At 61.7% G+C, this 17,744-nt stretch carries 23 protein-coding genes; 14 read left to right on the forward strand and 9 right to left on the reverse strand.

Annotated elements, in window-relative coordinates; all coding sequences use genetic code 11:
* Positions 1-92 precede the first annotated feature (92 nt).
* The 5 genes from ccmA to J7557_RS08420 are packed head-to-tail and all read left to right on the forward strand — an operon-like array spanning position 93 to position 2,897.
* Positions 93-719 carry a heme ABC exporter ATP-binding protein CcmA gene (gene ccmA, locus J7557_RS08400; RefSeq protein ID WP_291419238.1) on the forward strand — a complete coding sequence of 209 codons (627 nt, stop codon included), beginning with the start codon at positions 93-95 and terminating at the stop codon, positions 717-719.
* A complete protein-coding gene (ccmB, locus tag J7557_RS08405; protein ID WP_291419240.1) occupies positions 716-1,381 on the forward strand; it encodes a heme exporter protein CcmB in 666 nt (221 codons plus the stop codon). Before ccmA ends, ccmB begins: the two co-directional genes overlap by 4 nt.
* 48 nt (positions 1,382-1,429) lie before the next feature.
* Positions 1,430-2,191 (forward strand): heme ABC transporter permease, encoded by a 762-nt coding sequence (locus J7557_RS08410; protein WP_291419242.1) that lies wholly within the window; start codon positions 1,430-1,432, stop codon positions 2,189-2,191.
* On the forward strand, positions 2,188-2,349 hold the full coding sequence (gene ccmD, locus J7557_RS08415) for a heme exporter protein CcmD (RefSeq protein ID WP_291419244.1): 162 nt from the start codon (positions 2,188-2,190) through the stop codon (positions 2,347-2,349). Before J7557_RS08410 ends, ccmD begins: the two co-directional genes overlap by 4 nt.
* Positions 2,346-2,897, forward strand: coding sequence for a DsbE family thiol:disulfide interchange protein (locus J7557_RS08420; RefSeq protein ID WP_291419245.1), 552 nt, complete (start codon positions 2,346-2,348; stop codon positions 2,895-2,897). The genes ccmD and J7557_RS08420 overlap by 4 nt, the downstream gene beginning before the upstream one ends.
* On the opposite strand, the gene J7557_RS08425 is transcribed toward J7557_RS08420, so the two are convergent.
* Positions 2,884-3,786: a LysR family transcriptional regulator ArgP gene (locus J7557_RS08425; protein WP_291419247.1), complete on the reverse strand. Its 903-nt coding sequence runs from the start codon at positions 3,784-3,786 to the stop codon at positions 2,884-2,886. The genes J7557_RS08420 and J7557_RS08425 overlap by 14 nt on opposite strands.
* A 72-nt stretch (positions 3,787-3,858) precedes the next feature.
* Between J7557_RS08425 and J7557_RS08430 the strand changes: the two genes are divergently transcribed.
* From J7557_RS08430 to J7557_RS08440, 3 genes are read left to right on the forward strand one after another with little or no spacing between them, the layout of a single operon-like run.
* Positions 3,859-4,470, forward strand: coding sequence for a LysE/ArgO family amino acid transporter (locus J7557_RS08430; RefSeq protein ID WP_291419249.1), 612 nt, complete (start codon positions 3,859-3,861; stop codon positions 4,468-4,470).
* Between the two features lie 19 nt (positions 4,471-4,489).
* On the forward strand, positions 4,490-5,116 hold the full coding sequence (locus tag J7557_RS08435) for an FMN-binding negative transcriptional regulator (protein ID WP_291419251.1): 627 nt from the start codon (positions 4,490-4,492) through the stop codon (positions 5,114-5,116).
* A 54-nt stretch (positions 5,117-5,170) separates the two neighbouring features.
* On the forward strand, positions 5,171-5,749 hold the full coding sequence (locus J7557_RS08440; RefSeq protein ID WP_291419253.1) for an NUDIX domain-containing protein: 579 nt from the start codon (positions 5,171-5,173) through the stop codon (positions 5,747-5,749).
* A gap of 30 nt (positions 5,750-5,779) precedes the next feature.
* Here J7557_RS08440 and J7557_RS08445 read toward each other — a convergent pair whose 3' ends face one another.
* Complete coding sequence (locus J7557_RS08445; protein WP_291419256.1) at positions 5,780-5,986, reverse strand: DUF1737 domain-containing protein; 207 nt, start codon at positions 5,984-5,986, stop codon at positions 5,780-5,782.
* Between the two features lie 72 nt (positions 5,987-6,058).
* Between J7557_RS08445 and J7557_RS08450 the strand changes: the two genes are divergently transcribed.
* From J7557_RS08450 to J7557_RS08460, 3 genes are all read left to right on the forward strand, one after another.
* A complete protein-coding gene (locus J7557_RS08450; protein ID WP_291419258.1) occupies positions 6,059-6,697 on the forward strand; it encodes a carbonic anhydrase in 639 nt (212 codons plus the stop codon).
* A gap of 376 nt (positions 6,698-7,073) precedes the next feature.
* Positions 7,074-7,322, forward strand: a complete 249-nt coding sequence (locus J7557_RS08455) for a hypothetical protein (RefSeq protein ID WP_291419259.1) — start codon at positions 7,074-7,076, stop codon at positions 7,320-7,322.
* A 102-nt stretch (positions 7,323-7,424) separates the two neighbouring features.
* A complete protein-coding gene (locus tag J7557_RS08460; protein WP_291419261.1) occupies positions 7,425-7,769 on the forward strand; it encodes a hypothetical protein in 345 nt (114 codons plus the stop codon).
* A 12-nt stretch (positions 7,770-7,781) separates the two neighbouring features.
* Here J7557_RS08460 and J7557_RS08465 read toward each other — a convergent pair whose 3' ends face one another.
* Together J7557_RS08465 and J7557_RS08470 are read right to left on the reverse strand one after the other, a co-directional pair.
* On the reverse strand, positions 7,782-8,663 hold the full coding sequence (locus tag J7557_RS08465; RefSeq protein WP_291419263.1) for an EamA family transporter: 882 nt from the start codon (positions 8,661-8,663) through the stop codon (positions 7,782-7,784).
* Positions 8,664-8,871: 208 nt separating this feature from the next.
* On the reverse strand, positions 8,872-9,915 hold the full coding sequence (locus J7557_RS08470) for an aspartate-semialdehyde dehydrogenase (protein ID WP_291419265.1): 1,044 nt from the start codon (positions 9,913-9,915) through the stop codon (positions 8,872-8,874).
* Positions 9,916-10,242: 327 nt separating this feature from the next.
* Between J7557_RS08470 and J7557_RS08475 the strand changes: the two genes are divergently transcribed.
* Positions 10,243-11,433 (forward strand): NAD(P)/FAD-dependent oxidoreductase, encoded by a 1,191-nt coding sequence (locus J7557_RS08475; RefSeq protein ID WP_291419267.1) that lies wholly within the window; start codon positions 10,243-10,245, stop codon positions 11,431-11,433.
* Here the strand turns inward: J7557_RS08475 and J7557_RS08480 are convergent.
* Together J7557_RS08480 and J7557_RS08485 are read right to left on the reverse strand one after the other, a co-directional pair.
* Positions 11,430-11,915 (reverse strand): acyloxyacyl hydrolase, encoded by a 486-nt coding sequence (locus tag J7557_RS08480; protein ID WP_291419269.1) that lies wholly within the window; start codon positions 11,913-11,915, stop codon positions 11,430-11,432. The two genes, J7557_RS08475 and J7557_RS08480, sit on opposite strands and share 4 nt — an antisense overlap.
* 129 nt (positions 11,916-12,044) lie before the next feature.
* Positions 12,045-12,632, reverse strand: coding sequence for an acyloxyacyl hydrolase (locus J7557_RS08485; RefSeq protein WP_291419271.1), 588 nt, complete (start codon positions 12,630-12,632; stop codon positions 12,045-12,047).
* Positions 12,633-12,741: 109 nt separating this feature from the next.
* On the opposite strand from J7557_RS08485, the gene J7557_RS08490 reads away from it, so the two are divergent.
* Positions 12,742-13,755 carry an LLM class flavin-dependent oxidoreductase gene (locus J7557_RS08490; protein WP_291419273.1) on the forward strand — a complete coding sequence of 338 codons (1,014 nt, stop codon included), beginning with the start codon at positions 12,742-12,744 and terminating at the stop codon, positions 13,753-13,755.
* 83 nt (positions 13,756-13,838) lie between these two features.
* Entirely contained in the window at positions 13,839-15,041 is a 1,203-nt protein-coding gene (locus J7557_RS08495; protein ID WP_291419275.1) for a GGDEF domain-containing protein, read from the forward strand.
* Positions 15,042-15,059: 18 nt separating this feature from the next.
* Here J7557_RS08495 and J7557_RS08500 read toward each other — a convergent pair whose 3' ends face one another.
* From J7557_RS08500 to J7557_RS08510, 3 genes are all read right to left on the reverse strand, one after another.
* A complete protein-coding gene (locus J7557_RS08500; protein ID WP_291419277.1) occupies positions 15,060-15,338 on the reverse strand; it encodes a hypothetical protein in 279 nt (92 codons plus the stop codon).
* Between the two features lie 86 nt (positions 15,339-15,424).
* Positions 15,425-16,234 carry a hypothetical protein gene (locus tag J7557_RS08505; RefSeq protein WP_291419278.1) on the reverse strand — a complete coding sequence of 270 codons (810 nt, stop codon included), beginning with the start codon at positions 16,232-16,234 and terminating at the stop codon, positions 15,425-15,427.
* A complete protein-coding gene (locus tag J7557_RS08510) occupies positions 16,231-17,571 on the reverse strand; it encodes a hypothetical protein (protein ID WP_291419280.1) in 1,341 nt (446 codons plus the stop codon). Before J7557_RS08510 ends, J7557_RS08505 begins: the two co-directional genes overlap by 4 nt.
* Positions 17,572-17,744: the final 173 nt, after the last annotated feature.

Consider the following 17,744-nt stretch of genomic DNA (forward strand, 5'->3'; position numbering starts at 1 on the left):
CGCTTTGCTGGAATGACTCTAATCTATGTCCTTTATAGTCAATCGGAAAAGCCCTTGCCAGTCTCGCCCATGGTTCAATACGAGATGGGGTCATGACTGAAGGGCAAGTCCATTCTCCGCTCTGCCTCAGGACCTTCGCACTGGGCGTCGGTCGCGGTGACACCGTGCTGGCGCGCGATATCGCGTTGTCGGTTCCGGCCGGTAGCGGCTTGCTGCTGCGCGGTCCGAATGGCGCCGGCAAATCGACGCTGCTTCTTACCCTCGCGGGTCTTCTTGAGCCGCTCGAAGGATCCGTCGTGCTGGAGGGGCATGACGAAGATTTTGGTCCTGCTTTCCATCATTGTGGCCATCGCAATGCCATCCGTCCGCGCCTGACGGCGGTTGAAACGCTTGAGTTCTGGTGTGGCATCAACGGCAATGCGGCCATGCCGGTTGCCGAAGCGCTCGATCGCGTTGGTCTTGGCAGACAAGCCAAGCTTGACGCTGCCTATCTCTCGGCAGGGCAGCAGCGCCGCCTGGCGCTGGCGCGATTGCTGGTTTCGGCGCGCCCGGTCTGGCTTCTCGATGAACCGACATCCGCGCTCGATACGGAAGGGCAAAAGCTGCTGGCCGGGCTGATCGGCGATCATTTGGCCGCTGGCGGCATAGCTGTCATTGCCAGCCACGATGCCATCGCGGTCGGCGGGCTTGGCGTCTTCACGCTGGAGGCCGGTGCATGAGCGGCTTTCTGTCGGTGCTTTCGCGCGAAATCCGGCTCAGCCTGCGCGGTGGCGGCGAAATTCTCACGCTCGTTTTGTTTTTTGTCATCGTTGGCGCGGTGGTGCCTTTTGCGGTGGGACCGGACAAGGCGCTCTTGGCGCGCATTGCGCCGGGCATCGTCTGGATCGCGGCCTTCCTCGCCATGCTGCTCGGCCTCGAAAAGCTGTTCGGGCCGGATCGGGCCGATGGCACGCTGGCGCTCTATCGGCTGGCTGATATTCCGCTTTCGGCCGTGGTTGCCGCAAAAGTGATGGCCCATTGGCTGACCGCAGCGCTGCCGTTGATCCTGGCATCGCCCGCCCTTGCGCTGCTCCTTGCCATGGATGGTGAAACATTCTGGCGCACGGTGCTGTCGCTGCTTCTTGGCACGCCGGCTCTGGCGGGTTTCGGGGCCATCGGTGCTGCAGTAACCGTGGCCACACGGCGGGGAAGCCTCCTTGCGCCTATCCTGATTGCGCCGCTCTCAGTGCCTGTCCTGATCTTTGGGGTCGGAGCCATTTCCGCCAGTGGCGGGCCGGACCAGGCGCAGGCCGCGGCACTCCTCCTTGCGGCACTCAGTCTCATGGTTGTGGTGCTCTCTCCCTTCGCGGCAGCCCTTGCGATAGACTGGGGCGAAGATTAGAGCGTTCTGATCTCACCGCGACATGCGTTCCGAAGGCCCCCGGCAAGTATGACGATCGATACGACACCCAAAATGAGCTGGTGGAACCGGCTGTCCCATCCCGGTCAGTTCGTCGTCCAGACCCGCCCGCTCGTCCTGCCGCTGGCAGTGCTCACGGGCGTGCTGTTCGTCATCGGCCTCTGGTATGGCCTCTTCTCCTCGCCGCCGGAAAAGTACATGGGCGACACGGTCCGCATCATGTATGTGCACGTGCCCACGGCCTGGCTCAGCCAGTTCGTCTACGCCACCATGGCCGTTTCGGCGCTTGGCACGCTGGTCTGGCGTCATCCGATGGCCGATGTGTCGATGAAGGCCGCTGCGCCGCTGGGCGCCACCTTTACCGCCATGGCGCTTTTCACCGGCTCGCTCTGGGGTCGCCCGACCTGGGGGACGTTCTGGGAGTGGGACGGGCGTATGACGTCGACCCTCGTCCTCCTCTTCATCTATCTCGGCATCGTTGCGCTGTGGCGCGCCTTTGACGATCAGCTGCGCGCCGCCCGTGTCGTTGCGGTCTTTACGCTTGTGGGCGCGGTCAACATTCCGATCATCAAGTTTTCGGTCGATTGGTGGAGCACGCTGCACCAGCCGGCCAGCGTTTTCCGCGCCGATGGGCCGACCATGCCGGGCGAAATCCTGACGCCGCTGTTCGTCATGTTCTTCGCCTTCACCTTCCTCTTCATTACGCTGCAGCTTGCGGCCATGCACACCGAAGTGCGCCGGCGCCGGATCACGACGCTGGAACGCCGCGCTGCGCGGGGAGATGCACGATGATCGCTCTTGGCGCCCATGCCGAATTCATCATCGCCGCTTATGTCGGGGTTTTTGCCGGGCTTGCCGGTCTTATTGGCTGGACGGTGTTTACGACGCGCCAGACCAAGCGCCGGCTGGAAGAGCTGGGTGACACTCGCTCGAACAGTTCAGCCCAATGAAGAAACTGCTTTTTGCAGCCCCCCTGCTGCTGCTTGTCGGCCTCATCGCGGTTTTCGCCAGCACCATCAATCGCGATCCGAGCCTTGTCCGCTCGGTGCTGATCGACAAGCCGGCCCCCCAGTTTACGCTGGCTCCGGTGGAGGGTATGGATGTGCCCGGTTTCGATACGGCTTCGCTCACGGGCGAGCCGACCGTGGTCAATGTCTTTGCCTCCTGGTGCATTCCCTGTCGCGACGAGCACCCGCTGCTCGAAGCGCTGAAGGAAAAAACCGGCGTGCGCCTCTTCGGCATCAATCATTCGGATGCGCCGGAGAATGCGCGGGCGTTTCTGGCCGAACTCGGCAATCCCTATGACGCCATAGGAGCCGATCGCGACCGGCGCGTTTCCATCGATTGGGGCGTCTATGGCGTGCCGGAAACTTTTGTTGTCGATACATCAGGCAAGATCATCTTCAAGCATGTCGGGCCGCTGACGGCCGAAGCGATCGAGAGCGAATTGCTCCCGGCCCTCGAAAAGGCGCGGCTCCAGCTTCCTATGGCGCCATAGGAAAGAGTTCGCGTCGAGCCGCTTCCACCAGGGCATTGGTCAGGTCCGCAAACTGACCGGCCGCGAGGCGGCTCACCTGCCAGTAGAGCGACACATCGAGCACTGCGCCCGGCACCAGTTCTACGAGACGTCCTGCCGCCAGATGGTCGCGCACGAGATGAATGGGGTTGAGACACCAACCCATACCGAGGAGGCAGGCTTCGACAAAGCCATGCGTTGAAGGCAGGAAATGGCTCGGGCCGGAGACGGTTTCACCAAGCAGGTTTGTCGCCCAGTCGTTTTGCAGCAGGTCCTTCTGGTTGAAGGTCAGGGCGGGAGCCCTCGACAGGGCTTCTTTCGTCACCCCATCGGCAAAATGGCGGCGCATGAAGGCGGGACTGGCCGTTGCGAGATAGCGCAGGCGGCCGAGGGGAATGGTGCGGCAACCGGCGACCGGTTCGGCCAATGCCGTCACCGCGGCCAGCACCCGACCGCGGCGCAGGGCTTCGGCGGTGTGCTCCTGATCGTCGACGGTGATGTTGAGCAGGACGGTGGAATTTTCCGAAAAAGCGGCAACGGCTGGCAGAAACCAGGTGCCGAGGCTGTCGGCATTGACGGCGATATCGACCGTCGTCGGGCCGGTTTGTTCCGCCCCGAGGTTCGGCAGATGTTTTAGCAGATCGTTTTCCAGCATGCCGACCAGTTCCATATGGCGGCAGAGCCAGGCGCCTTTTTCGGTGGCGATGCAGGGTGTGCCGCGCTCAATAAGAACCGTGCCCATGCGCTCCTCGAGTTGCCGGACGCGCTGGGAGATCGCCGATGGCGTGACGTTGAGGGCGCGGGCGGCCTTTTCGAAGCTGCCGGTCTGTACGATCCGGGCGACGGCTAGAGCGGCGGAATAATCGATCATGGATTAGCTCAGCTAATTCGATGTTAGGCAGATTAATTTGCCTAACCATGCGCGGTCGATTAGCGCAAGGGCATGGATATTCCGGTTTTTATCGCGGGCCTTTCCATCGGGCTCAGTCTCATCGTCGCCATCGGCGCGCAAAATGCCTTCGTGCTTCGGCAGGGGTTGAAGGGCGAGCACGTCTTTGCCGTCTGCCTCGTCTGTGCGCTTTCGGATGCGGTGCTGATCGTCCTGGGCGTGACAAGCTTTGGGCGGATTGCCGCCGTGTTGCCCTGGCTCGATCCGGTGATGCGCTTTGGTGGCGCGGCGTTTCTCATCTGGTATGGGGCCAAGAGCCTCTATTCGGCGCTCAAATCGCATGGTGCTCTGTCGGTGAGCGATAGCGGTATGGCGGGGCCGCTCTTGCCGACGCTGCTGGCCTGCCTCGCCATTACCTGGCTCAACCCCCACGTCTATCTCGATACGGTCGTGCTGCTCGGAACCATCTCGACGCAGTTTGCCGGGCGCGAGGCGCAGTTTGCCGCCGGCGCCATTACCGGGTCCTTCGCGTTTTTCTTTGCCCTTGGCTATGGCGCGGCTTTTCTGCGTCCCATCTTCGTCAAACCGTTTGCCTGGCGTATTCTGGAAGGGATCATCGCCCTGGTGATGTGGGCCATTGCCCTCAAACTGGTTCTGGGCGGCTGAGTTTTTCCGTGAGGCGCCTATGTATCTGCCCGAGCATTTTAAGGAAATCGACCCGCCGGAGATCGCAGCAGTGATCGCTGCGGCGCCACTCGGCTGCGTGGTAGCGAATACAGCCGAGGGCCTGATCGCCAATCACATGCCGATCCTTGTCGACAAGCGCGGCGAACTCGTCGGGCACATCGCGCTCGCCAATGACATGCACCGGCTGATTGCCGAGGGGCAGGAGGTGCTGGTTATCTTCCGCGGGGTTGACGGCTATGTCTCGCCCAACTTTTATCCTAGCAAGGCCGAGCACCATAAGCAGGTGCCGACCTGGAACTATCAGGTCGTGCACATGCATGGCACGATCAGCTTTCAGCACGACGAAAGCAGCAAACGGGCCGCGGTGGGCCTTCTGACGCGCGAACACGAGCGGCGGCTCAATGGCGAGAAGGCCTGGCGCATGGCCGATGCGCCGGCGGACTATATGACTGACATGCTGGGCAAGATTGTTGCCTTCCGCATTGCCGTCACGCGGACCATGGCCAAGTCAAAACTCAGCCAGAACCGGGACACCAGGGATTTCGAAGGCGCGGTGTACGGTTTGAAATCCTCGGGCCAGGAGGCGCTGGCAGAGCGCATGGCAGAATTGCCGGGCCGGGATTGAGTTCCAGAATCGGGAAAAATGCGCCAGCTTCCGGCCAAAGGCGAAGGAAGCATCATGGACGGCAAAGTCACCCTTATCGGTTCGGAAACGCTCTCGGATGACTGGGGGACGCTGACGCGCGTGACGCTTGACTATCGCCGCGACGACGGCACCGTGCAGCGTCTCAGCCGCGAAAATTACGACCACGGTAATGCGGCTTCCATTGTTCTCTTCAATCCGGAAAAGCGCACGGTTCTGCTGGTGCGGCAGTTCCGCTATCCTGTGCTCGCCAATGGCGATGCCGCCTTTCTGCTCGAAGCCTGTGCGGGCCTGCTCGATGGTGACGATCCCGAAACCTGCGCGCGGCGCGAGGCCATCGAGGAAACCGGGCACGAACCGCGCGACATTGTGCATGTGAGCGATGTCTACATGTCGCCCGGTTCGGTGCAGGAGAAGGTCAGCCTCTTCGTCGGCCACTATGGCGAGGACACCTATCGCGACCTTGGCGGCGGCCTCGTCGAAGAAGGTGAGGAGCTCGAAGTGATCGAAATGGACCTCGATGACGCCCTTGCGGCCTGTCGCGATGGCCGCATCATCGATGGAAAGACCGTCGTTCTGCTCCAGCATCTGCGCCTTGCCGAACTGACGAAGTGAATTGAGCCGGCGTGAGCCGGCCCATTCGCATCAAAAATCGATGAGTTTTTTGTCGGGATCGTAAGGCTGATCCTTGGCGACGCGGGTCACGGCCTGGCCGCAGCGCATCTTCTTGCTGACCGCATCGAAGGCGTAAGTGGGGCTGCCATGCAGCTGCCAGCCTTCAGAAAGCGCCTTGGTGACCTTGTGGCAGAACAAAGAGTCGTCTTCGCCCGTCAGGAAGCGATAGATAAGCATGCATACCCCCATTGCGGCGCGAGCCCAGCGCCGAGATTGATTCTCTTGCCTCTTAGCGCTAATCGAGACGGCATGCACAGCTTTCCGCAAGAACTGCTCGACGGTCACGCAAACTTTCTAGCCGGGCGCTATGTCCGCGAGAAGGAACGCATTCGCGATCTCGCCGAGGCCGGCCAGAAGCCGACCACCATGATCATTGCCTGCTGCGACAGCCGCGCGGCGCCGGAAATGATTTTTGACTCCGGGCCAGGCGAAATGTTCGTGCTGCGCAACGTCGCCAATCTGGTGCCGACCTATCAGCCCGACGGCGGACAGCACGGTACGTCGGCGGCGATCGAATTTGCCGTCAAGGCCTTGGGCATTGCCAATATTGTGGTGATGGGCCATGGCCGCTGCGGTGGCATCAAGGCGGCGCTTGATCCCGACCTGAAGCCACTCGATTCTGGCGATTTCATCGGCAAGTGGATGAGCATGCTGGGCGAATTGCCGAGTCAGCTCGGGCAGAACAGCCTTCTTACCTCGACCGAGCGGCAGACGGCGATGGAGCGGATTTCGATCCGCAACTCCATCCGGAACCTGCGCACTTTCCCCTATGTGGCCGCGCTCGAGGCCGAGGGGAAATTGGCCGTCCACGGCGCCTGGTTCGATATCTCGACCGGCGAACTGTGGGTTATGGACCACGACGGCGATTTCATCCGCCCCGAACTCTGACTCCGCCGGTTTTCGGCGGGCTCAGACATCTAAGTCTGTTGGGGGAGGGCTGATCACTTGGCCGTGAACAGTCGCCCCGTTTTGGCCTTCAAGTTGATCTTGCATTGTTGAAATCGTGATCAGTTGCTGATGGAAACATTGCCACTGCGACTGCAGTCGTCTTCCAGTTAATCCCCAAAACATTCCAGAAGTGCCGATCTTACGGTCTATTTCCATTGCCCGGAAATGGCCCAGAGATTTGTCCGATCACGCCTTTGTGTGGTCGGTCCGCAGACACATTGCGCCGCCAGTCTTTTGGTCACGGGCCGCAGGAGAGCAGCCCGTCGTTGGGAGACCAATCTCCCATCGCACGTTCCCAAAAGCATGGAGCAACACCATGAAGAAGATCGTTCTGTCCTCCCTCGTTATTTTTGGCCTCACCGGCGCTGCGATGGCGCAGGCTGCCACTGACTTTGCCTCGGTCGATACCGATGCCAATGGCGGCGTTTCGCTGGTCGAAGCGCAGGTTGCCTGGCCTGACCTGACCCAGGAGGCCTTCACGGCTGCCGACACCGACGGCAATGGTGAGCTCAGCGCCGAAGAATATGATGCCCTCGTTGCAGCTGCTGCCGTTCCGGCCAGCTAAGCCTTCGCCCGGTTCCGGGCTGCACGCCACTCCGACCCTTAGGGGGTGGCGTCCTCATTTTGCGACCTCGTCGCTCCTCCTTTGACCATAGGATTTTCTCCCATGCGCAAGATCGCCCTCGGCCTTGTGGCCGCCAGCCTTTTCGCCGTGCCCGTCATGGCACAGACACCCCTGACCTTTGCCGATGTCGATGCCAATGGCGACGGCCGCCTAAGCTACGAAGAGCTGCAGGTTGTTTGGCCGGACCTGACCCCCGAGGAATTCGCCGCGGCCGATATTGAAGGTGCTGGCGGCCTGACGCCGGAACAGCTCAATGCGCTGCAGCCGGCCAGCGTGCCGGCCCCGGCCGAAGCCGTACCGGCACCTCTTGAGGCCGTACCGGCGCCGCTCGATGTGCCTGCCGCACCGGCCGAAGAACCGGCCGCGCAGGATTCCCTGGTCGACTAAGACCCCGAACGATCAGTCGAGCCGGATTGCCGGCTCGGCTGATTTCGATTTTCTCAAGGTGACGACGAGGCCTGTGATCACCAGCATGCCGCCCACAATCTCGATTGCGGTGATGGTTTCGCCCAAGACCAGATAGCCGGACAAGAGACCGGTGATCGGGACGAGCAGGGTGAAGGGGGCGACGACCGAGGCGGGATGGCGTCCCAGGAGCCAGCTCCAGATGCCGCCGCCGAGCAAAGTCGCCGGATAGGCGAGGAAGGCGATCAGCGCTGCATCGGACCAGCTAAAACCGGCGAAAGCGGCTGATATCGCGTCGCTTCCTTCGGTGGCGAAGGATAGCGCGAAGAGCGGCAGGGGCGCGGCCAGTGAGCCCCAGACGGTAAAGGCAATGGCGTTGACCTTGCCGGCCTTCTTGGTCAACACATTGGCAAGACCCCATGCAAGCGCGGCCAGCAACACCATCAGCAGCGGCACGAAACCAGCGCCCTCTATACGTTCAAAGGCGATGACGCCGATGCCCAGAAACGCGATTCCTGCGCCAATGACCTGAAACTTGCTCGGCCGCTCGCCCAGCAAGACGAAAGCCATGGCCATGGTGAAAAAGGCCTGGGTCTGCAGCACGAGTGAGGAAAGGCCTGCCGGCATGCCCCAGGCAATCGAGAGATTGAGGAAGGCATAGAGCGCAAAGCCGAAGGAGAGGCCGAAGGCGATCACCAGCCAGGCCGGCGCCTTGGGCGGCTTTACAAAGAGAATGGCCGGGAAGGCGGCCGCGGAAAAGCGCAGGGCGGCCGCCAGAATGGGCGGCAGCGCTTCGACGCTCAATTTGATGACGACGAAATTGAAGCCCCAGATGGCGACGACCAGAAGGGCGAGGAGAATATGGCGGATGGGCATGGAGTAACTACCGGTACGGCAGTCTTCTACGCTTCTGTATCCTTGGGCTCAAGGCATTCGAATTGCAGAGCTGGGATGCCTGTACCGATCTCCCAGCGCTCGCCACCACCGGGCTTGTCCCGGTGGTCCCCAGCGGAGGCGAGATGGATTGCCGGGACAGGCCCGGCAATGACGACAGCGCAAAATTGCGCGTCGGTCAGGTGGCCTATCAGGCGGCCAGAGCGCGGGCCTTGTAACCCTTTTCAATGAGGGCTTCGGCGATCTGGATGGTGTTGAGCGCGGCACCCTTGCGCAGGTTGTCCGAGACAACCCACATGGCAAGACCATTCTCGACCGTCACGTCCTCACGGATACGGCTGACAAAGGTGTCGTATTCGCCCACGGCTTCGACCGGGGTCGCGTAGCCGCCGGCTTCGCGCTTGTCGAGCACGGAAATGCCCGGCGCTTCGCGCAGGAGATCGCGTGCTTCGTCGGCCGAGATCGGCTTTTCGAATTCGAGATTGACAGCTTCCGAGTGGCCCACGAACACAGGCACGCGGACGGCGGTGCAGGTGACCTTGATCTTGGGATCGAGGATCTTCTTGGTCTCGGCGAGCACCTTCCACTCTTCCTTGGTGTAGCCGTCTTCCATGAACACGTCGATGTGCGGGATGACGTTGAAGGCGATCTGCTTGGGGAATTTTTGCGGCGAGGGCGAATCGTTGACGAAAATGCCCTTGGTCTGGTTCCAGAGCTCGTCGACGCCCTCCTTGCCGGCGCCGGAAACCGACTGGTAGGTCGCAACCACGGCGCGCTTGATGGTGGCCGCGTCGTGCAGCGGCTTCAGCGCCACGACGAGCTGGGCCGTGGAACAGTTGGGGTTGGCGATGATATTGTTGCGCTTGGCGTCGGCGAGCCAGCGATCGAGCACGTGGCCGTTCACTTCCGGAACGATCAGCGGCACGTCCGAGTGGTAGCGCCAGTAGGACGAGTTATCGATGACGATGGCACCGGCGGCGGCGATGCGCGGTGCCCACTCCTTGGAAATCGAGCCGCCGGCCGACATGATGGCAAAGTCGATATTGGAAAAATCGAAGTGCTGCAGGTCCTTGGCCTTCAGAACCTTGTCGCCGTAAGAGATTTCCTTGCCGATCGAACGGGACGAGGCGAGTGCGACGACCTCATCAGCCGGAAAGTTGCGCTCGGCGAGAATGTTGAGAACTTCGCGGCCCACATTGCCCGTGGCCCCGACGACAGCGACGCGATAACCCATTTTGGAACTCCGGTCCCTTTACCTTTTCCGCCCCCGCGCGATGATCTTCCATCGCGGTCAGTGCTTTGAGCCTCTCCCCGGCGGGAGGGAACCCGGGGAAAAGCGTCAGACGGTTTTGGTGGTTTTGGTCATGGCAAGCATGAACCCGGCCTTAGGCCGGGTGGTCATGAAAACGGCGATGTGGCCGAAGCTGCGCATGAAAATCAGTGCTCTCATAGGAAAAGCAGGACTTCTCATACTCTCAAATAGGAAAGAGTCAATGAAATTGGAGTGGCGCGGCGGCACGGGGGACTATACGGGAAGGCAAAGAGCGGCGAGAGGCCCGAAATGACCGATTTTGATATCATCATCCTGGGCGCGGGCGCCGCGGGCCTCATGGCCGGCATCGAGGCGGGGCGCCGCGGCCGCCGCGTGCTGGTGGTGGACCATGCCAAGAACCCCGGCGAGAAAATCCGTATTTCAGGAGGCGGGCGCTGCAACTTCACCAATATCAATGCGACCCATGTTCTGGGCCGCGAGCGCTTCCTCAGCAGCAATCCCCGCTTTGCGCTTTCGGCGCTGTCACGCTTCACGCCCGATATGTTCATCGAGCGCGTGAAGAAGCGTGGCATTTCCTTTCATGAAAAGACGCTGGGACAGCTGTTTTGCGATGGGCCGGCGACGCAGATCGTGTCCATGCTGATCGACGATCTCAGGCAGGCCGGTGCGGCGATCTGGACGGGCCGTTCGGTCGGCTCGGTGGAGAAGATCGACGAGGGCTTCAAGGTCTTGGTGGGTGACGGCTATGTCACCTGCGAGAGCCTCGTCGTCGCGACGGGCGGCAAATCGATCCCGAAGATGGGCGCGACCGGATTTGCCTATTCGCTGGCCAAGCAATTCGGGCTGGCGGTTACTGATACGCGCCCGGCCCTCGTGCCGCTGACCTTTGAGGAAGGCAAGCTGGAGGAGCTGAAGGAATTGGCCGGTGTTTCGACCGACGCGATTGTCAGCCACAGCAAGACCAAGTTCCGCGAAGCGCTGCTCTTTACCCATCGCGGGCTTTCCGGCCCGGCGATCCTGCAGATCTCGTCCTATTGGCGCGAGGGCGATAGTATCTCCATCGATCTCTTGCCGGAACAGGACGCGCTGGCCATGCTGCAGGCGGCGCGAAAAGAGCAGCCGCGCAACCATGTGCAAACCGTGCTGGCCGGGCATCTGCCAAAGCGCCTGGCTCAACTGCTTGGCGAAATGATCAACCAGCCGGGCATGATCGGCGATTTCTCGGACAAGAAACTGCAACCGGTGGCCGATCAGGTCAGTCGCTGGACGCTGAAGCCGGTGGGTTCTGAAGGGTATCGCACGGCTGAGGTGACGCTGGGCGGCGTCGACACCACCGGGCTCGACGCCAAGACGATGATGGCGCGCTCTGTACCGGGCCTCTATTTTGTAGGCGAAGCAGTTGATGTGACTGGTTGGCTCGGCGGCTACAATTTCCAATGGGCCTGGGCCTCAGGCTGGTCGGCAGGGCAGGTCGCCTAAAATTTCCAGCCGAGGCGGATGCCCATATTGGTCAGGCCGCGATTGTCGAGGCAGAGATTGGCATTGGAGGCGTGCTCGATCGTGGCCATGATCGAGGCATTTTCCGTAAGTTGGACGCCGATACTGGCCGCTTCGTGGAACAGCAGCGAACAGCCCAGGCTCCGTGCCGGCATCGGCGTCGGGCCGATATTGTTGCCCGTGTGCACGGCGCCGCCAAAGGCGACTTCGACGAAAACCGGCGAATCGAACAGGGGCACGGTCCAGCTCGCGCCGGCATAGACCATGTTTTCAAGGCCCCCTAGGCTCAGCGTGGCGCCTATATGGGGGCGCAATTCGCCGAGTGTGACCCATTCGGTCAGGCTTGGCGCGTCGAACAGCAGCTCGACATTGATGTCATGGACGCGCTCGGCATTGAGCATGCCCAGAAAGCTTCCAGGCTCATCGACGCTATGGGAAAAGATTCCGCCACGAATTTCGGACACGCCAAAATCCTGCGCAAGCGCAGGAACTGAAAACAACAGATATGCCGCCAAGGCGACAGTGGTGTTCCCAGAGATCTTCATAAAGAAAATATCCGCGAGGGCCTCGCGGATATTATGCGCATGAAAGGATTAAAACTTCCAGCCCAGTCGAACGCCGAAGTTCGAGAGGCCGTCATTGGCCTCGCAGTAGTTGTTATTGGAGGTGTGTTCGTAGGTGACGGTTGCCGTCACATTGTCCGAGAGATTGGCGCCAATACCGAAGCGCTCGTAGAAATTGATGCGGCAGCCAAAATTCTTCGTCGGATAAGCGGCGCCGGTCAAGGCGCCGTCATGAATGGCAGCGCCAAAGGTGCCTTCGAGATAAATCGGCGTATCAAAGACAGGCAATTGCCAGGTGAGGCCGGCATGGAGGAGATTTTCCTTGCCGCCGAGGTTGATGGTGGTCCCGATCTCGGGCCGGGGCGAGCCGATCCAGCGGAAGGCATCGATGTCGGGAGAGACGAAAAGCACGTCGAAGCTAAGGCTCCGGACTTCCGTGATCTGCCACTCATTGACGAGGAACGGCAGCATTGCGCCGTGCACATTGTAGGCGTGGAGGCCGAAGCGCAGTTCATCAACGACGCCGGCCAGCGGATGGGGATCGAGCAGATTCTGCGCGTTGGCAGTCCCGGTGCCACAGGCACCCAATAGCATCGTCAGAAGAATAGCACGCCGCACAGCATAACCCTCATTCACCCAAGGCTAGCATAAAAGCGCGCTTTGCGTAAGCCTCTGGAAATCCATCGGCAGATACCGATATAAGCGGCACAACCTTTTGGAGTTTCCCATGTCCGCCAGTTTCAAGCTTTCCTTGCAGGATCTTGCCCCGATCGCACAGGGCAGTTCGACGGCGGAGGCCATGGCGGAGACGGTGAAACTGGCGCAGGCCGCCGACAGTTTGGGCTATGAACGGCTCTGGTATGCCGAGCATCACGGCATGCCGAGCATCGCGTCTTCCGTGCCGGAAATTCTCATCGGCAGTGCTGCTGCGGCGACAAAGGGCATCCGCGTCGGATCGGGCGGCGTCATGCTGCTCAACCATGCGCCGCTGCGTATTGCCGAGGCCTATCGCACGCTCGAGGCGCTGCATCCGGGCCGTATCGATCTCGGGCTTGGCCGCGCCCCGGGCGGGGATGGCTATGCCATGCGAGCCCTGCGCTCCGGTGGCGGCGAGGAATTTTCCAATTATCTCGCGGAACTGATGGCGTTTGACGAGGACAATTTCCCGTCCGATCATCCGTTCTCACGGGTTCCGGTTTCGCCCGGTGGCGTTCGTCTGCCGCCCAAATGGCTGCTTGGCTCGTCCGGCGCCAGTGCAGAGGCTGCGGGCCAGATCGGCTTTGGCTATGCCTTTGCGGCGCATTTTTCGCACACCCCGGCAGCCCCCGCTTTTGCCTCCTATCGTGCCGCCTTCGAGCCATCGGCGGATTTTCCCGAGCCACGCACGATTCTCTGTCTCTCGGTCATCACCGCGCCGACTGATGAGGAAGCGAAGTATCTTGCGACCTCACAGGCCGTGAACTGGGCCCTCTTCGTCACCGGCGAGCAGCGCCGTTTGACGCCCCCGGAAGAAGCCATCGAGCGCGCCAAAACCCTGACGCCGCAGCAACAGCAGGTGATTGCGCATCAGGGTACCCTGTGGATGGTCGGCAGTGCCGAACGCATGGCTGAAGAAATCACGGCGAAGGCGCGGGAAGCCCAGGCCGACGAGGTGATGATCACCACCACCATCCACTCCTATGAATTGCGCCGCCGCTCCTTCGCGCTTCTGGCCGAGGCGCTTGGGGTCACGCCCCGCTGAGGCGGGGTTTTCGGTGAAAACTTAACGTTTCTTTACCGAAACGACGGCACGATCGGATCAGTCCCACCGTGCCGGAAATCTCCATGAGCGCAGCAGGCTTTGTGCTGGCCATCAACCTCTTCATTGCGGGGTTGTTCGCCACAGCCTTCGGCATTGTTGCCGCCTATTACCGCGGTGCCATCGGCGCGCGCTGGCTGGCGCTTGCCTATGCGACCGGCATCCTCAATGGCGTCTTCGAATTCATCCTGCCCTATCAGGTCGATGCAAGGCCGGTCAGCGTTTCCATCTTCGCGGCATTCCTCTTTGCGCTTGCCCTTTCCAATGTGGGTATCGCCCGTCACTACGGCATCCGGCCGCCGTGGCTCATTCTCGCTCTGATTGTCGTGGCTTCGCTCGCCATCAATGTCGCCATTCTCGATATGCCGCGCGATTCCTTCATTCGCGCCATTCTCTATCAGGCGCCCTATGCGGTCCTGCAGCTTGTCGGAGCCGCGCTTATCCTGTCGCGAAAATCCAATCGTGCGCTCGACATGGCGCTGGTCGGCCTGATGGTGCTGGTCGCGCTCAATTTCCTCTCCAAGCCTTTCATTGCCTTGCTGATCGGCTCGGGAGGGTCGCCGCAGGGATATCTTGGCAGCAATTATGCCGCGATTTCGCAGAGCACGGCGGCGGTGCTGCTGATCTCAAATGGTCTTCTCATCCTGCTCATCATCGTGCGTGACATGATGGCCGACATGACCGCGCGGTCAGAGACCGATACGCTATCGGGCCTGCTCAATCGGCGCGGCTTTGAGGATCGAGCCGAAAAGGCCAGGTTGCTGGCTGTGCGGGCGGGGGCGCCAGCGGTGATGATCGTGGCCGACCTCGACCATTTCAAAGCCATCAATGACAGCTTTGGCCATGCAGCGGGCGATCGGGCCATCGCCGCTTTCGGTCGCGTGCTGAAGGAGAGCTTTGATCTTCGTGCCGTCATCGGGCGCCTGGGCGGCGAGGAATTTGCCGTTTTGCTGCCCGGCGGAGACCTCGGCGTGGCCCGAGGCGCGGCGGAAGCGGCAAGGCGGCTGTTGCGCGAACTCCCGGTGGAAGAGCGCGGTATGGAGCGACAGATCACATCCTCGTTCGGGATCGCCGCCATGGAGGCGGGCGAAAGCCTTGCCGACCTGCTGCGGCGCGCCGATACGGCGCTTTACGAAGCAAAATCGCGCGGACGCGACCGCGTTTGCGTGGCGCCCGTTATGGCTATTGGAATTTCGCGGGATGGGCCCGAGCAACAAGCCCGGGCCTGATTTTTTGGCTTGGTCGGCCTAGTTGAGTGCGGCGCGCGGGACGAGTTCGCAGTCTCCGGCCTGCGTCACCTTCAGGGCCAATTGCTGGCGATCCAGTTCGGCAAACCAGGCGGTCCACGAACAAGGGCTCATGCCATCGTCGGTCGTGCCGCCCTGGCTGCGGACAAAGCGCAGCAGGAGCTTCGATTTCTCCTCACCAAAGCGATTGCGGATACGCGCGACAGCGGGAATGCCCTTGCGATCGGTAACCCAGCTCTGGATATCGCTGTGTCGCGTCAGAGTATGCGTAGCGGACATGGTAGCCTCCTCCACGAGGTATTTTGGGCACTTTTGGCCCTTACCCGCCTAACGGTCCCGGTCCTCCACCGGTTCCTGGCGGGCGTTCAATTCTCGATGAATTGCGTGACAAGCTTCAGACGCTGCATCTCCTCTCCTGAAAAATAATAGAGCCGGTCGGGCGGCGTATCGAGCGCATGCAGCCAAAGGGCCGGGTCGACGCCGCTTTTGGTCAGATGTCTCGTGATTTCGGCTGTGGTTGATTGCGCATCGGCCATGGCAACACCAGCCACGGCAAAAGCATCGCGCGATGCTTCGCCGAGCGATGCGGCATAGATCTGGTGCACGCCAATGGCCGAGTCGGCGGTAGCGAGGCGCTCGGCACCCGAAGCGAAAATTATGGGGCAGGACGAGGCACAGAGGTTTCCGGCGGCGACCTTTGTCGCGAGGCCTTTCTCCTGGATGAGGGCGCCGATCTCCAGCGCGTCCATCACTGATCCTCCGGGCGAATCAAGAACTACAGTCTTCACGTATTCGCCGCGCTGTTCAATCTCCGTGGCAAAGCGGAGAGCGGAGCCGGGATCGATGGTGCCTGTCAGTTGCAAGTCGCCGCCACTTTCGAGCGCGATGGTGAGTGGAGCATCGAGGGTTTCCGGCGACGAGGTGATGTGTGGCATGGGCCGCCCCTCGACCCCGCTGCCTGGATCTGCCGGGGGCAGGATGGGCGTCAAGGTTGGTGCCAGGGCAGCCGGCTCGCTGAGAGCCAGTTCGCGAAAATCGACATAGAGCACGCTTGCCGTGCCGATCAGCAGGGCGAAGAAGGCCACGCGGATGATATTGCCATCATCTATGGCGGCGAGCCGGGCGATGATGCCGGGACTGGCCGAAGGCGCGCGGTGGTTTGCCTCAGTCTTCATGCCGGCCGCGGGCCGTCGGTGCGTTTGCGCTGGCCGGCATCGATGGGGGTAACCGTGCCGTCATCGGGTGGCAGTTCTGCGGCTGCGGGCAGGTCTTCGGAAGGCGCCAGCGGTTCCGGTCTGGGCTGGCCGGTGGCAACGTCGATGCCGGCGGCTTCCATGCGGCGATAGAGCGCCAGGGCCCGCAGCATTTCCGCCGCCGTGATGTTTTCTGCCTCCTCGAGCGAGGATGAATCCTTTCGCATCGCGTCGTTGACGATCATCAGCACTAGAACGAGCACCACCGGCAGCAGATCGATGGAGATGGCGCCGGCCCAGGACGGAATGAAATCCTGCCAATAGCGGATGACGGCTTCGGCGCTGGAGAGCGGCACATAGCGGCGTTGCTCGACCCGCGGGGTGGCCAGAATTTCGTCGGCGGCGGCGCTGAGGGCGGTGGATTGGGCGGCAACGGAGGCGCGCACGGTTTCCATCACCTGATCCTGCCGATTGGCAAGGTCGGCCGAACGACCATCGGCCACCGGCGCAATGAAGCCGGCCGAAAGGTCGGCCGAAGCGCGTTTTACGGAAGCGGCGACGCCGGTCTGCTGCAAGGCAGCGATGACGGCGGAAAGCTGCACGGCCTCGGTCTGGAAGGCGTCGGCGCGCGGTTCGATCTGTCCGGGGGTGGAAACCAGTTCGCGCATGGCGGCAAGGCGGGTCGACCCCTGTTCGAAGAGGGCCGCAACCTCTTCGCGGCTGCCGGTAATGGTTGCGGCCAGCTGGTTCATCTGCGAGCCCATCTGGGTCAGCAATTGCACGACGCTGCCCGAGCCGGTCGTGCCGGTCAGGGCGCCGGATTCGCGCTCGTCGGCCGCAAGGCCCGAAAAGCGTTCGGCGGCGCGCTGTACGTCGGGGAGGAGGCTCTGGGCGGCAAGCGCATTGGCATGGGCCTGGTCGAGGTCTTCGGCATAGCCTTGCAGAGTGACAGCCATGTGCTGTTCGGTGGCCGCCGAGCCGGCAAGGGCGGCGGCATTGAGCCAGGACGACATGGCGATGATCATGGCGCAGCCGATGGCCATGGTGATGAAGAGGCCGATGCGTTGCACGCCGGAGGTCACCAGCGGCACGAAGCGGAGCATGAAGCTCCAGAAGGCATAAATGGCGACGGAGACAGCAGCCGAATAGATGATGGCGGCAAAGAAGACGAAGGTCGCCGAACCGTCGAGAATGCCTCGGACGCCAAGATAGGTATAGACGCCCGAAGCCAGTGCCAGCACCGCGAGAGCGAAGCGGGTCATGGTCTCCACCCCGCGCACCGTTTCGTTGAGACGGAAGGCGTTGGCCTTGAGCTGCATCTCTGGTCCCCCTTGCGGCCCGGGCGGGCCGATTAAGCCGACGTTAACACAGCGATATCGGCAAGAAGGAGGCAGTATTTTATGAGGTTAATGCCGGGGCGATGACAGTGCCGTGAGCACGCTTTCCGCTTGCGGCGCGGCAGGGGAGGGCGCTAGGCCAATCCGGCTACGAC

The sequence above is a fragment of the Devosia sp. genome (genome assembly GCF_017744655.1).
Taxonomy (GTDB): domain Bacteria; phylum Pseudomonadota; class Alphaproteobacteria; order Rhizobiales; family Devosiaceae; genus Devosia.